This is a genomic window from Acidovorax sacchari (assembly GCF_042847045.1).
In the GTDB taxonomy this organism is placed as follows: domain Bacteria; phylum Pseudomonadota; class Gammaproteobacteria; order Burkholderiales; family Burkholderiaceae_C; genus Paracidovorax; species Paracidovorax sacchari.
In genome coordinates this window covers 3,343,675-3,356,686 of the sequence record NZ_AP035783.1, presented here as the reverse complement: position 1 = coordinate 3,356,686, position 13,012 = coordinate 3,343,675, and the positions used below count along the sequence as shown (strand labels likewise).

Here is a 13,012-nt window from a genome sequence, read left to right as displayed (position 1 = left end):
TTTGCATGGCGATTTTCGATACGGATGTTGATGGCGCCCACGGGAGCGGTGTGGCGCAAGGGCGCGTGGCGGGCGTCATTCTTTCCCTGGCGTTCACGGCGCTGCTCGCGGCCTGCCAGGCGCCGCCCGCGCCGCCTCCCGCCCCGGAGGCTCCCGCGGCGCCCACCGCCTCGGAGCGCAAGGCCGCCGTGCTCCGGCAGTACGGCTTCGAGCCCACGGAAGCGGGTTGGGAGCTGCAGATGTCGGGCAAGCTGCTGTTCGACTTCGACTCGGTGGAACTGAACGCCGAGAGCCATGACAGCGTGATGCGCATGGGACAGGCGCTTGTGGCAGTGGGCATCGAGACCCTGCGCGTGGAGGGCCATGCCGACGAGCAGGGTGCCCGCGCCTACAACGAGCGCCTGTCGCTGCGGCGCGCCCAGGCCGTGGCCCGGGTGCTGGCCGACGCGGGCCTGCCCGCGGCCCGCATCGACACGGTCGGGCTGGGGGCTTCCCGCCCCGTCGTGCAGGGCACGTCCGCCGCCAGCCGCCGCGAGAACCGGCGCGTTGCGATCATCGTGCCTGCGTTCTGAGCCCGTGCCTGCGGCCGCTCAGCCGCCCGGCCGGAAATAGGCGTCCAGCACGGGCATCAGCGTCGGGAACTCGTGCGCGAAGCGCTCGCGGCTGACGAAGTAGGCCTCGCAGGCCACGGCGAAGAATTCCGCCGGCGCGGTGGCGCCGTAGGCATCGAGCCAGGGCCGCTCGCCGCCGAAGCGCTGGGCGATGATCACGCGCTCGCGGAAGTCCCGGTAGGCGGGCTCCCAGGCCGCGCGCCACTGCTCGCGCGCCGCACGCGCGCCGTGCGTGCCGAGGAAGCCCGCGGGCAGGGGAGGGTAGCCGTCCGCACCGCCGTTGCGCATGTCCAGCTTGTGCGCGAATTCGTGCACGACCACGCTGGTACCGCTGCCCTGGTCGCCGTCCGCCAGGGGCCGGCCGGCGCCGTCCACCGCGGGCCAGCTCAGCATCACGGGGCCGAGGTCCATGGCTTCGCCCAGCAACACCTCGTCGTAGTCGTGGACCACGCCGGCCTCGTCCACGGACTGCCGGCGCGCCACGGCCTCGCCGGGGTGGACGACGATGCCAACGAAATCGTCGTACCAGGCCAGCGCCTCGGCGGGCTCTCCCCAGTGCAGGAGCGGCAGGCACGCCTGCGCGGCGATGGCCACCGCCATGGCATCGGTCACCTCCAGCCCGTGGGCGCCGGTGAACTCCTTGCGCTGCAGGAACAGGGCGCTCAGCGCGCGCAGCTTGGCCTGGTCGTGCAGCGGCAGTTCCGCGAGGAAGCGGTAGCGCGATACCGTCTGCAACCACAGCGTGGCGGGAATGTCGGGCACCGGGGCGATCGCCGAGCGCACGCGGCGGGAGAACTTGCGCACCAGGCGCGTGAAAGCGGAGGCAGAGGCCATGCCGCTATCTGGGGACGAGGCAGATGCGTTCCAAGCCCGCGGCCGTGAGGCGCAGTGCCTCCGCGCGCGGCGTCCGTGCGGACAGGTCCCAGTCGGTGAGCACGTGGCGGGCGAGGGCGGTGTCGCCGGCCCCCTGCAGCACATGGTCCGCGGGCAGGTGGGTGTGTCCGTGGATCAGGGCGCGCGCCTGCGCGGCCTGCAGCCACTGCACGGCCGCGGCGTGGTCCACGTCGCCGTAGAAGGCGGTGCCCGACTGCTTGCGGGATTCGCTCTCGGCACGCGCGCTGCGGCCCTGGGCGCGGCGCGCGGCCAGCGGCAGTGCGAGCAGTTGCGCCTGCCACTGCGGGTCGCGCGCCATGGCGCGGAATTTCTGGTAGGGCACATCCGCCAGGCACAGCGCATCGCCATGGCTCAGGAGCCAGCGGCCGCCGGCAAAGACCAGCACCGTGGGGTCCGGCAGCACCGGGATGCCCGTCGCTTCCGTGAACCCCGTACCCACCAGGAAGTCGCGGTTGCCATGCATGAAATACAGGGCCTTGCAGGAAGCGGCGCGGCGCAGCAGCGCGCAGCACGCAGCCTCGAAGCTGCCTGGCTCCTGGATGGCGTCGTCGCCCACCCAGACCTCGAACAGGTCGCCCAGGAGGAAAACGGCGTCGGCGGGGGTGGTGTCCAGGTAATGCGAGAAGGCATCCACCGTGGCCGGGTGGTCCGCCTCCAGGTGCAGGTCGGAAATGAAATCCACCGTGCGCCACGCGCCGGGCGCAACGAACTCCCGGATGTCGGGCGCAGACAGGCTCATGACAGTACGGGATTCAGAAGTGCTTCGTGCCCAGCCTGCGGCTCAGGGCATCCCCGCGGCGTTCGCGAAACGAAAGGCCGCGGAGCAGGCCACGCCAGCAGACGCCGCAAAAACCGGCTTTGCCGGACTGCCGGCGTCGTCCCCCCAGGGGAGGAAGGCGCGAAGCGGCTCAGGGGGAACTCAGGCCAGCACGGCCTTTTCGATGATGACGTCGTCCTTCGGCACGTCGTCGTGGAAGCCTTTGCGGCCCGTCTTCACGCCCTTGATGGTGTCCACGATCTCGGTGCCCTTGACCACCTTGCCGAACACGGCGTAGCCCCAGCCCTGGGCGGACGGCGCGGTGTGGTTCAGGAAGCCGTTGTCGGCCACGTTGATGAAGAACTGCGCGGTGGCCGAGTGCGGATCGCTGGTGCGGGCCATGGCCACGGTGTACTTGTCGTTCTTCAGGCCGTTCTGGGCCTCGTTCTCGATGGGCGCGTCGGTGCCCTTCTGGTTCATGCCGGGCTCGAAGCCGCCGCCCTGGATCATGAAGCCGGGGATCACGCGGTGGAAGATCGTGTTGTCGTAGTGGCCCTTCTTCACGTAGGCGAGGAAGTTCTCCGTGGACTTGGGCGCCTTGTCGGCGTCGAGTTCGAGGAGGATCACGCCGTGGCCGGCGATGTGGAGTTCGACTTGCGGGTTGCTCATTGCGTTTCCTTATGGGGATCCCGGGTGGGGATGTGGGAGATGCGTGCGAGGGTGGCTCACTGCACCACGGTGGCGGATTTGATCACGACCGGCGTCGAGGGCACGTTCTGGTGCATGCCGCGGTTGGCGGTCTCCACCGCCTTGATCTTGTCCACCACGTCCTTGCCGCTCACGACCTTGCCGAACACGGCGTAGCCGTGGCCATCGGGGTTGGGTGCGTTCAGCGCGGCGTTGTCCTTCACGTTGATGAAGAACTGCGAGGTGGCCGAGTCGGGGTTGCCGGTGCGGGCCATGGCGATGGTGTAGGCATCGTTCTTCAAGCCGTTGCCCGCTTCCAGCGGGATCGGGGGGCGCGTGGGCTTCTGCTGCATGTCGGGCGTGAAGCCGCCGCCCTGGATCATGAAGCCGTCGATGACGCGGTGGAAGATCGTGCCGTCGTAGTGCTTGTCCTTCACGTACTGCAGGAAGTTCTCCACCGTCTTCGGTGCCTTGGCGGGGTCGAGCTGCAGCACGATGTCGCCCAGGCTGGTCGCCAGCTTGACCTTCGGCGCGGCCGCGGCGGTCTGCGCGGAGGCGGCGGGCGCGAGCGCCGCGAATGCGGCGCCGGCCAGTGCCAGGGCGGCGAATCGTCTGGAAATCAGGGTCGTCATCCAATCACTCCTTCGAAAAAGATCTGCCATTGCTGGCCCTTGCGCGTCCAGTACTGGCGCTTGACGGGGCCGGTGCGGGCACCTTCTGCGACTTCGCCGAACGTTACCACCATGGTGTCGGTGGCATCCGTCCAGCGCAGCAGCGTCCGGTCCTTGAGGTTCAGCGGACGGCCGCGCAGCGCGCGGACCTCGGCTTCGAGGCTCCTGGCGTAATCGGTGATCGCCATCTTGCCGTAGCTCTGGAAATCGGGCGCATAGAACGACAGCAGGCGGCGCACGTCGCCCTGCGACTTGGCGGCTCGCCATGCATCGAGCACGGCCTCGAACTGCCGGCGCTCGGCCTGCACCGCCTGCGGCTGCACCCACTGGATCTGGCGTGCGATCACCACCGGGGTGGAGCGGGGCTCCACGGTGCGCAGGATGCGCTCCAGGTCCGGATTGGCCAGCGCCAGGCAGCCGTCGGTGGACAGTGGCGCGCGCGAGAACTGCTCGGGCGGCGTGCCGTGCAGCCAGATGCCGCTGCCCGTCTTGCCCCGGCTCACGTCCAGCGGATTGGGGTAGTTGATGGGCAGTGCGCCGGCACCGTAGAAATCCTTGAGCGTGGCGGGATCGAGCCGGCTGGTGATGAAGTACACGCCCAGCGGCGTGCGCTGGTCGCCTTCCAGCGCCTTCTCGATGCCGAGCTTGCCGACCGAGGCGTAATAGTCGGCGATCAGTTCCATCCCCTGTTCGGTGTTCTGGAACAGGTACAGGCGCGAGCGCGAGGCATCCACGGCGATCGCATGGCGGGACCGCGCCGAGAGTTCGATGAACTGGGAGGGAATCGCGCGGGCCCCGGGGCGGACGCGCAACGCGTCCGAGCGCTGCCGGGATTCCGCACGCAACTCGGCCAGCGCCTCCGCGGCGTTGGGCGAGGGGGGCTGGGGCGCATCGCCCTGGCCTGCCGGCACGTCGCCGAGCTGGCGCACCGGCCGGGTGCGGGCGGACAGCAGGTCGCCCAGCGCGAGTTGCGCCAGCTGGAAATTCGGGTAGTCGCGCGCCAGGCTTTCGGCCTTGGCGAGCGCCTCGCGGCTGCGGCCTTCGCCCGTGAGGCGATAAACCTCCATCAGGCGCTGCTCCGCCTGGCCGTCGCGCAGGGGCGCCGGCTGGCCGCGCGGCACCGGCTTGGCGACGGTGCGCTTGTTGCGGACGAGGGCTCGCTCCTTGTCGCCCTGGGCCAGGGCCGCGGGCGCGCCGAACGCGCCGCAGACCACGGACAAAGCGGTTGCCGCCGCGAGCGCGCGGCTACGGAAGGGAATCGCGATCGACATCGGCGCTCAGCGGAGGGAGTGCCAGGGCACGGCACGCCGCGGCCGCGCCGCGCAGGCCGGCGGCAGGCCGGGGCCGGCACCGCCGCACGGTGCCTGGAGGAAAAAGGGCCGGGGCGCCCGCCGGACCGCCATCAGCCGCCGGTGGACTCGCGCACGATCAGCCAGCGGCCGCCGGTATGCACCAGGTCGAGGGTCTTGCGGCTGTTCACGCTGTAGGAGCCGGAGCTGTAGCCCTGGCGGAAGCGTGCCTGGGCCTTCTTGTCCTTGACCGTGACCTGCAGGTCGCTGATGCTGACATTGATCTTGGCGCGGCCCACGATGCGGTCGCGGCGCTCCTTCTCCCAGGCGGCACGGCTCTGCTTGCCGGAAGGCGTGTAGGACGGGTCGTAGGCACCCAGGTAGCCATGCATGTCCTGGCCTTCCCAGGCGCTCGCCCATGCGCGCACGGCAGCCGCGACTTCCTTCTCGGCCGTGGCCGAGGACGATGCTGCGGCAGGCGCCGGAGCAGGAGCGGGCGCAGGTGCCGGAGATGCCGCCGGGGCCGGCGATGCGGCAGGCAGGTTGGCAGGGGCCGGAGCGGGGGGCGTGGAAGGTGCGGGAGCCGGTGCGGCGGCCCGGGTGGGGGCCGGCGCAGGAGATGCCGCCGGTGCCGGTGCCGGCGACGGCGCAGGTGCGGCAGCGCGGGCCGTCGTGGTCGCCACCGGGGGGACCGATTTCGCCGCGGCGGACTTGCCGGCGTCGCCCGAGAACAGGTCGCGGATCAGGGCCAGCTTGGGGCGCAGCGTGTTGGCATTGGAGGCGTCCAGCTGCAGGGCCTTGTTGTAGGCCTGGCTGGCGAGCTTCGCGTAGATGTCGCCCAGGTTCTCATGGGCCGTGGCGTAGCTCGGGTTGGTGCGGATCGCCATCTCGAGGGCGGTGCGCGCCTTGTCGAGCTGGTTCTGGTTCGCGTAGAGCACGGCCAGGTTGTTGTAGGGCTCGGGCAGCTCGGGGTAGTCCTCGGTGAGCTTGGTGAACGTCGCCACTGCATCCGCCTGCTTGCCCGAATCCGCCTGCGCCACGCCGCGCAGGAAGCGCAACTGGGGATCGCGCGGGTTGGCCAGCAGGCGCTGGTCCGCCTTGGCCAGCGCTTCCTGGCTCTTGCCGGACTTGAGCAACTGGGTGATCTCGGCATAGTCGTCCGCGTGGGCCAGCGGCGCCCCCAGCAAGGCCGACAGCACCAGCAGTCGCAGGAGATGGGGGAGTGGGCGGCGGGCGTGCGTCATGGGTGGTGGCAACGGGTATGAAAGTGTCGATCGGTAACGGGCCTTATACTGCGGCGGATTGTAGCCGAGGGGTTTTGCCATGCCGGTGTGCTGTTGCCGCTCCTGATTCGCGTGTCGCGCAGATGCTGCGCATACCTCGCACGCCGGCCCGTCCGGCGCCACGGTCCGCTGCGACCGGGGCCGTCGGCCTGCAGTCCAACACCCCCTCTTCACTGATATTCCATGAGTTTGCGCATCTACAACACGCTGTCGCGTGCGATGGAGGACTTTTCCCCGCTCGAGCCCGGCCATGTCCGCATGTACGTCTGCGGCATGACCATCTACGACCTCTGCCACATCGGCCACGCCCGCATGATGATGGCATTCGACGTGGTGCAGCGCTGGCTGCGCAGCAGCGGTTTGCGCGTCACCTATGTGCGCAACATCACCGACATCGACGACAAGATCATCCGCCGCGCGGTGGAGCGGGGCATCACCATCCGCCAGCTCACGGACGAGATGACGGCCGCCATGCACGAGGACATCGGCGCCCTGGCGATCGAGCCGCCCACGGTCGAGCCGCGCGCCACCGAATACGTGCCCCAGATGCTCTCGCTCATCGGCACGCTGGAGCGCAAGGGCCTGGCCTACCGCGCCGGCAGCGGCGACGTGAACTACGCCGTGCGCCGGTTCGAGGGCTACGGCAAGCTCTCGGGCAAGTCCCTGGACGAATTGCGCGCGGGCGAACGCGTGGCCGTGCAGGACGACAAGCAGGATCCGCTCGACTTCGTGCTCTGGAAGGCCGCCAAGCCCGGCGAGCCGCCCGAGGCGAAATGGGACAGCCCCTTCGGCACCGGCCGGCCGGGCTGGCACATCGAGTGCTCGGCCATGAGCTGCGCCACGCTCGGCGAGAGCTTCGACATCCACGGCGGCGGCGCGGACCTGCAGTTCCCCCACCACGAGAACGAGATCGCACAGAGCGAGGGCGCCACCGGAAAGCCGCTGGCGCGCTTCTGGATGCACAACGGCTTCGTGCGCGTGGACAACGAGAAGATGAGCAAGTCGCTCGGCAACTTCTTCACCATCCGCGAGGTGCTGCAGCAGGTCGATGCCGAGACGCTGCGTTTCTTCATCGTGCGCACGCACTACCGCAGCCCGCTCAACTACAGCGACGTGCACCTGCAGGATGCGCGCGCATCGCTCAAGCGGCTCTACACCGCGCTCGCCCTGGTCGCGCCGGAAGACATCGGTGCGATCGACTGGGCCGATCCACACGCCGCCCGGTTCAAGGCGGCCATGGACGAGGATTTCGGCACGCCCGAGGCCGTGGCCGTGCTGTTCGAGCTGGCCGGAGAGGTGAACCGCACGCGCTCCTCCCGCCTGGCCGGCCTGCTGAAGGCGCTGGGCGGCTGCCTGGGGCTGCTGCAGGGGGATCCGCAGGACTTCCTGCGGCAGGGGGTGCAGCTGGACGCCGCCGAGATCACCGCGCGCATCGCCGCGCGGGCTGCCGCCAAGGCAGCGAAGAACTTCGCCGAGGCCGACCGCATCCGCAACGACCTGCTCGCGCAGGGCATCGTGCTCAAGGATTCCCCCGCCGGCACGACCTGGGAGGCCGCGCAGTGAACCCGGGCCGCCCTCTCCGTTTCCCGCACCGCCGGTCTTCTCTCCAGACAAGGTAAGCCGTGGCCTCCAGCAAGAAAACAGCGGGGACGGCCGAGCCGTCCACCGCCCCCGGCTACTGGGCGGACGCTTGCCGCCATCTGGTCAAGAAGGACCGCGTCATGAAGCGGCTGATCCCGCAGCTCGGCGACGTGGCCCTGGTGGCCCGCGGCGACGCCTTCACCACGCTGGCGCGCAGCATAGTGGGCCAGCAGGTCTCGGTCGCGTCCGCGCAGAAGGTCTGGGACAAGTTCGCCGCGCTACCCCGCAGCATGACGCCGGCCGCCGTGCTCAAGCTCAAGGTGGACGACATGCGCGCCGCGGGCCTGTCCGCCCGCAAGGTGGACTACCTGGTGGACCTGGCGCTGCATTTCGACACCGGCCGCCTGCACGTCAAGGACTGGGACGCGATGGACGACGAGGCCATCGCGGCCGAGCTGGTCGCCATCCGCGGCATCGGCCGCTGGACGGCCGACATGTTCCTGATCTTCCACCTGGCGCGGCCCAACGTGCTGCCCCTGGACGACGCCACCCTGCTGCAGGGCATCAGCCAGCACTATTTCTCGGGCGACCCGGTCAGCCGCAGCGATGCCCGCGAAGTCGCCGAGGCCTGGAAACCCTGGTGCAGCGTGGCGAGTTGGTATATTTGGCGGTCGCTCGCCCCCCTGCCGGTGGACTATTGACCGTCCGCCAGGACACTGCGTGCCGCGCGTTCCGCGCGCGCCGAGGCTACAGCCCAAGGAGAAAACAATTGGCGAAAAAGACTTTTCTGGACTTCGAGCAGCCCATCGCCGAGCTGGAGTCGAAGATCGAGGAACTGCGCTACGTGCAGACCGAAAGCGCGGTGGACATTTCCGAGGAAATCGACCAGCTCAGCCGCAAGAGCCAGCAGCTCACCAAGGACATCTACAGCGAGCTGACGCCCTGGCAGATCACCAAGATCGCCCGCCACCCCGAGCGGCCCTACACCCTCGACTACGTGCGCGAGATCTTCACCGACTTCGTCGAGATGCACGGTGACCGGCACTTCGCCGACGACCTCTCCATCATCGGCGGCCTCGCGCGCTTCAACGGCCATGCTTGCATGGTGATCGGCCACCAGAAGGGGCGCGACACCAAGGAGCGCGCCGCCCGCAACTTCGGCATGAGCCGCCCCGAGGGCTACCGCAAGGCCCTGCGCCTCATGAAAACGGCCGAGAAGTTCCGGCTGCCCGTCTTCACCTTCGTGGACACGCCGGGCGCCTACCCCGGCATCGACGCCGAGGAGCGCGGCCAGTCCGAGGCCATCGGCCGCAACATCTTCGAGATGGCGCAGCTGGAAGTGCCCATCATCACCACGGTGATCGGCGAGGGCGGCTCCGGCGGTGCCCTGGCCATCAGCGTCGCCGACCAGGTCGTGATGCTGCAGTATTCGATCTATTCGGTGATCAGCCCCGAGGGCTGCGCCTCCATCCTCTGGAAGACCGGCGACAAGGCCCAGGACGCGGCCGACGCCATGGGCATCACCGCGCACCGCCTCAAGGCCCTGGGCCTGGTGGACAAGATCGTGAGCGAGCCCGTCGGCGGCGCGCACCGCGACCACAAGCAGATGGCCGCCTTCCTCAAGCGCGCCCTGGGCGACGCCTACCGCCAGCTGGCGGACCTCAAGCCGCGCGAACTGCTGGACCGCCGCTACGAGCGTCTGCAGAGCTACGGGCGGTTCAACGATACCCGCGCTGAACGGTGAAGCACCCCCCTGAGCGGCTTCGCCGCTTCCCCCCGCTCTCGCCGTGCTGCGCACAGCGGGCAGGGGAACGACGCCGGTGGCCCGGCGGAGCCGGTTCCACGGCGTCTGCTGGCCTGGCCTGCTCCGCGGCCTTTCGACGGGTGACGCCGCTTGGCGTTCAGGCGGTTCGGATCTTCGCTCGCCCATGGGATTTTGAAACGAGGCGGTTGCCTGCGCATTTAGCCAGCTTCGAGTCCGCCGAGCGGTCCGGCTCCCTCCGTCGGTTAGGCGAGGTTGGTGAGTTGCGCCGTGGTTGATTGAAATGTCCGGAGCATTCGTATCCATGCCTGCTGCACGGCCCTTCGGGGCCGTTTTCGTTTTCCCTGGCCAAGGCGCAGTGCGATGACGCGGGCGTTCGATGCGGCCATGGACCGTTTCCGGCCGGCGCTGCCCCTGGGCGTGGCGCTGAGCGGCGGTGCGGATTCGACGGCGCTGCTGCATGCCTGCGCGCAGCGCTGGCCGGGGCAGGTGCATGCGCTGCACGTGCACCATGGATTGCAGGCTGCGGCGGATGGTTTCGAGGGCCACTGCCGCGCGCTGTGTGGGCGGCTGGGCGTGCCGTTGCGCATCGCGCGGGTGGATGCGCGCCATGCGGGGGGTGAGAGCCCCGAGGATGTGGCCCGCCAGCGGCGCTATGAAGCCCTGCGGGACCTGGCCGGCGGCCAGCAGGGAACCGATCCAACCCATCTGGCAGCTACGGGCGGGGTCTTGCCGGAGATGGACGCGGGGCAGGGCGGTCCGGGAGGCGATGGGGATCGGCCTGCCGCCGCGCGGCCCGCGTTGGCCTCCATTGCGCTGGCCCAGCATGCCGACGACCAGGTGGAAACCGTGCTGCTCGCGCTTTCGCGTGGCGCCGGAGTGGCGGGGCTGGCCGCCATGCCGGCCCTCTGGCGGCGCGACGATCTCGACTGGCACCGGCCACTCCTGGAAGTGGCGGGCGCTGACGTGCGCGCCTGGCTGACCGCGCGTGGCGAGGGCTGGGTCGAGGATCCGACGAACACGGACGAGCGCTACACCCGCAACCGCATCCGCGCGCGGATGCTGCCGGCGCTGCAGGCCGCGTTTCCCCAGTTCCGTGACACCTTTGCGCGCAGCGCCTCGCATGCCGCGGAAGCGGCCGTGCTGCTGCGCGAACTGGCGGAGGCCGACCTGCAGGCCATCGGGCAGCCGCCGCGCATCGCGGCGCTGCGCGCGCTGGGCCGCGAGCGCCAGGCCAATGTGCTGCGCCACTGGCTGCGCACGGCGCACGCCACCACGCCCACGGCCGCGCAGCTCGGCGAACTGCTCGGCCAGATCGCCGCCTGCGCCACGCGCGGCCACCGCATCCGCATCAAAGTGGGACGGGGCTTCGTGGTGCGCCAGGGCGACGAACTCGGTTGGTACAATTGACGGGTTTTGGTCTTCTCTCTCATTCGCACGAAACACGGCGGCGCGCCAAAACACCTCAGCCACAGAGCATAGGGTGCCTACGAGGTCCCGGGGCCTGTGAGGCGCAGGGGGCCTTCCATCCCGCAGGTCCGCTCCTGTGCCTTTCCCTCCTTTCGCGCCGCGGCCTTCGTACCGTCACCCCGGATATCCAATGGCATTGATCGTTCACAAATACGGCGGCACATCGATGGGCTCCACGGAGCGCATCCGCAATGTCGCCAAGCGCGTCGCCAAGTGGGCACGGGCGGGCCACCAGATGGTGGTGGTGCCCAGCGCCATGAGCGGCGAGACCAACCGCCTGCTCGGCCTGGCCAAGGACCTCGCCCCCTCGCGCGCCTCTTCCGCCTATCACCGCGAACTCGACATGCTCGCCGCCACCGGCGAACAGGCTTCCTCCGCCCTGCTGGCCATCGCGCTGCAGGCCGAAGGCATGGAGTCGGTGAGCTACGCCGGCTGGCAGGTGCCCATCCGCACCGACAGCGCCTACACCAAGGCCCGCATCGAATCCATCGACGACCAGCGCGTGCGCTCGGACCTCGCCGCCGGCAAGGTCGTGATCGTCACCGGCTTCCAGGGCATCGACGAGCACGGCCACATCACCACGCTGGGCCGCGGCGGCTCCGACACCTCGGCCGTGGCCGTGGCGGCGGCGATGAAGGCCTCCGAATGCCTGATCTACACCGACGTGGACGGCGTGTACACCACCGACCCGCGCGTCGTGCCCGAGGCGCGTCGCCTGCACACAGTGAGCTTCGAGGAAATGCTGGAGATGGCCAGCCTCGGCAGCAAGGTGCTGCAGATCCGCTCCGTGGAGTTCGCCGGCAAGTACAAGGTGCCGCTGCGCGTGCTCTCCAGCTTCACGCCCTGGGATATCGACATCGAGGAAGAGGCCCGCTCCGGCACGCTCATCACTTTTGAGGAAGACGAAAAAATGGAACAAGCCGTCGTATCCGGCATCGCTTTCAACCGCGACGAAGCCAAGATCTCCGTGCTGGGCGTGCCCGACAAGCCCGGAATCGCCTACCAGATCCTGGGCGCCGTGGCCGACGCGAACATCGAGGTGGACGTCATCATCCAGAACCTCAGCAAGGACGGCAAGACTGACTTCAGCTTCACGGTGAACCGCAACGACTTCGCGCGCACCGTCGATCTGCTCAAGGAAAAGGTCGTGCCCGCCCTGGGCGCGCAGGAAGTCGTGGGCGACGCCAAGATCTGCAAGGTGAGCATCGTCGGCATCGGCATGCGCAGCCACGTCGGCGTGGCCGCCCGCATGTTCCGCGTGCTGAGCGAAGAGGGCATCAACATCCAGATGATCTCCACCTCCGAGATCAAGACCTCCGTCGTCATCGACGAGAAGTACGTCGAACTGGCCGTGCGCACCCTGCACAAGGCCTTCGAGCTCGACCAGCCCGCAGCGGCGGCCGCCTGACTGCCCAAAAGCGCGCAAATTTTGGGTTAGAATAGTGGGATTGGAAACGTGACCGAGTGGCCGAAGGTGCTCCCCTGCTAAGGGAGTATGGGGTGTAGAGCCTCATCGAGGGTTCGAATCCCTCCGTTTCCGCCAAAGCATGAACCCCTAAGTGATTGATTCTCTTAGGGGTTTTTTGCATCTGGCTCTCGGCCTCGGGAGTCCATCCCTAATCCATCCCTAAATCGCCTTTTTCTGCTCCTGCATCGGGCCAGAAATGGCTGCGTTCACGGCGGCCCGATTCGCCCCGCAGTCGGCCGATGGGATCCACTTCGCATAGTCCCGCATCAGCACGCTGTGGCCGTGCTGCAGGGCTACCGGCTCGCCCCGGCCATTAGCGCGAGCGTCGCGCTGGTATCGGGGCACTCCCTCGGCGCCTGGTAGCGCATGCCCGCCTTCCGGAAGGCGGTGCGCCAGATGTGGCGCTGCGATTTCAATTGAGATCGGGATCTACGGGCCCCCGGAAGGAAATATGGCCGGGTGTTTCGATTCGCTTGAGCGTGGTCAGGATGAGCGTTCGTATGGGAGATAATGATCTCTCATACTAGGATAGGAGGGAC

General features: G+C 68.8%; 12 protein-coding genes and 1 tRNA gene. 7 read left to right on the top strand and 6 right to left on the bottom strand.

Features of this window, described 5'->3' with window-relative positions:
* Nucleotides 1-5 precede the first annotated feature (5 nt).
* Nucleotides 6-572: an OmpA family protein gene (locus tag ACGHC0_RS14975; RefSeq protein WP_415265986.1), complete on the top strand. Its 567-nt coding sequence runs from the start codon at nucleotides 6-8 to the stop codon at nucleotides 570-572.
* 18 nt (nucleotides 573-590) lie between these two features.
* Here the strand turns inward: ACGHC0_RS14975 and ACGHC0_RS14970 are convergent, their stop codons facing one another.
* The 6 genes from ACGHC0_RS14970 to ACGHC0_RS14945 form a co-directional block, all read right to left on the bottom strand.
* Nucleotides 591-1,445 carry a zinc-dependent peptidase gene (locus tag ACGHC0_RS14970; protein ID WP_415265985.1) on the bottom strand — a complete coding sequence of 285 codons (855 nt, stop codon included), beginning with the start codon at nucleotides 1,443-1,445 and terminating at the stop codon, nucleotides 591-593.
* A 4-nt stretch (nucleotides 1,446-1,449) separates the two neighbouring features.
* Entirely contained in the window at nucleotides 1,450-2,244 is a 795-nt protein-coding gene (locus ACGHC0_RS14965) for a UDP-2,3-diacylglucosamine diphosphatase (protein WP_415265984.1), read from the bottom strand.
* A gap of 180 nt (nucleotides 2,245-2,424) precedes the next feature.
* Nucleotides 2,425-2,931, bottom strand: a complete 507-nt coding sequence (locus tag ACGHC0_RS14960) for a peptidylprolyl isomerase (RefSeq protein ID WP_415265983.1) — start codon at nucleotides 2,929-2,931, stop codon at nucleotides 2,425-2,427.
* A 56-nt stretch (nucleotides 2,932-2,987) separates the two neighbouring features.
* Nucleotides 2,988-3,581, bottom strand: coding sequence for a peptidylprolyl isomerase (locus ACGHC0_RS14955; RefSeq protein WP_368351732.1), 594 nt, complete (start codon nucleotides 3,579-3,581; stop codon nucleotides 2,988-2,990).
* Nucleotides 3,578-4,891, bottom strand: coding sequence for a L,D-transpeptidase family protein (locus tag ACGHC0_RS14950; protein ID WP_415265982.1), 1,314 nt, complete (start codon nucleotides 4,889-4,891; stop codon nucleotides 3,578-3,580). Before ACGHC0_RS14950 ends, ACGHC0_RS14955 begins: the two co-directional genes overlap by 4 nt.
* A gap of 131 nt (nucleotides 4,892-5,022) precedes the next feature.
* A complete protein-coding gene (locus tag ACGHC0_RS14945) occupies nucleotides 5,023-6,153 on the bottom strand; it encodes a tetratricopeptide repeat protein (RefSeq protein ID WP_415265981.1) in 1,131 nt (376 codons plus the stop codon).
* Nucleotides 6,154-6,375: 222 nt separating this feature from the next.
* Between ACGHC0_RS14945 and cysS the strand changes: the two genes are divergently transcribed.
* The 6 genes from cysS (at nucleotide 6,376) to ACGHC0_RS14915 (ending at nucleotide 12,548) form a co-directional block, all read left to right on the top strand.
* The gene (gene cysS, locus ACGHC0_RS14940; protein WP_415265980.1) at nucleotides 6,376-7,755 is read left to right on the top strand and encodes a cysteine--tRNA ligase; all 1,380 of its coding nucleotides are present in this window, start codon (nucleotides 6,376-6,378) and stop codon (nucleotides 7,753-7,755) included.
* Between the two features lie 59 nt (nucleotides 7,756-7,814).
* Complete coding sequence (locus ACGHC0_RS14935; protein WP_415265979.1) at nucleotides 7,815-8,474, top strand: DNA-3-methyladenine glycosylase family protein; 660 nt, start codon at nucleotides 7,815-7,817, stop codon at nucleotides 8,472-8,474.
* A 68-nt stretch (nucleotides 8,475-8,542) separates the two neighbouring features.
* Nucleotides 8,543-9,517: an acetyl-CoA carboxylase carboxyltransferase subunit alpha gene (locus ACGHC0_RS14930; protein WP_288496386.1), complete on the top strand. Its 975-nt coding sequence runs from the start codon at nucleotides 8,543-8,545 to the stop codon at nucleotides 9,515-9,517.
* 381 nt (nucleotides 9,518-9,898) lie between these two features.
* On the top strand, nucleotides 9,899-10,945 hold the full coding sequence (locus ACGHC0_RS14925; protein ID WP_415265978.1) for a tRNA lysidine(34) synthetase: 1,047 nt from the start codon (nucleotides 9,899-9,901) through the stop codon (nucleotides 10,943-10,945).
* A gap of 190 nt (nucleotides 10,946-11,135) precedes the next feature.
* On the top strand, nucleotides 11,136-12,413 hold the full coding sequence (locus tag ACGHC0_RS14920) for an aspartate kinase (RefSeq protein ID WP_368351726.1): 1,278 nt from the start codon (nucleotides 11,136-11,138) through the stop codon (nucleotides 12,411-12,413).
* Nucleotides 12,414-12,455: 42 nt separating this feature from the next.
* Nucleotides 12,456-12,548: transfer RNA gene (locus ACGHC0_RS14915), tRNA-Ser, on the top strand.
* Nucleotides 12,549-13,012: the final 464 nt, after the last annotated feature.

What these genes read in the sequence shown, in the direction of transcription:
- cysS (WP_415265980.1), top strand. Translation starts at nt 6,376, where the DNA reads ATGAGTTTGCGCATCTACAACACGCTGTCGCGTGCGATGGAGGACTTT.
- ACGHC0_RS14950 (WP_415265982.1), bottom strand. Translation starts at nt 4,891, where the DNA reads ATGTCGATCGCGATTCCCTTCCGTAGCCGCGCGCTCGCGGCGGCAACC.
- ACGHC0_RS14970 (WP_415265985.1), bottom strand. Translation starts at nt 1,445, where the DNA reads ATGGCCTCTGCCTCCGCTTTCACGCGCCTGGTGCGCAAGTTCTCCCGC.
- ACGHC0_RS14960 (WP_415265983.1), bottom strand. Translation starts at nt 2,931, where the DNA reads ATGAGCAACCCGCAAGTCGAACTCCACATCGCCGGCCACGGCGTGATC.
- ACGHC0_RS14920 (WP_368351726.1), top strand. Translation starts at nt 11,136, where the DNA reads ATGGCATTGATCGTTCACAAATACGGCGGCACATCGATGGGCTCCACG.
- ACGHC0_RS14925 (WP_415265978.1), top strand. Translation starts at nt 9,899, where the DNA reads ATGACGCGGGCGTTCGATGCGGCCATGGACCGTTTCCGGCCGGCGCTG.
- ACGHC0_RS14965 (WP_415265984.1), bottom strand. Translation starts at nt 2,244, where the DNA reads ATGAGCCTGTCTGCGCCCGACATCCGGGAGTTCGTTGCGCCCGGCGCG.
- ACGHC0_RS14945 (WP_415265981.1), bottom strand. Translation starts at nt 6,153, where the DNA reads ATGACGCACGCCCGCCGCCCACTCCCCCATCTCCTGCGACTGCTGGTG.
- ACGHC0_RS14955 (WP_368351732.1), bottom strand. Translation starts at nt 3,581, where the DNA reads ATGACGACCCTGATTTCCAGACGATTCGCCGCCCTGGCACTGGCCGGC.
- ACGHC0_RS14975 (WP_415265986.1), top strand. Translation starts at nt 6, where the DNA reads ATGGCGATTTTCGATACGGATGTTGATGGCGCCCACGGGAGCGGTGTG.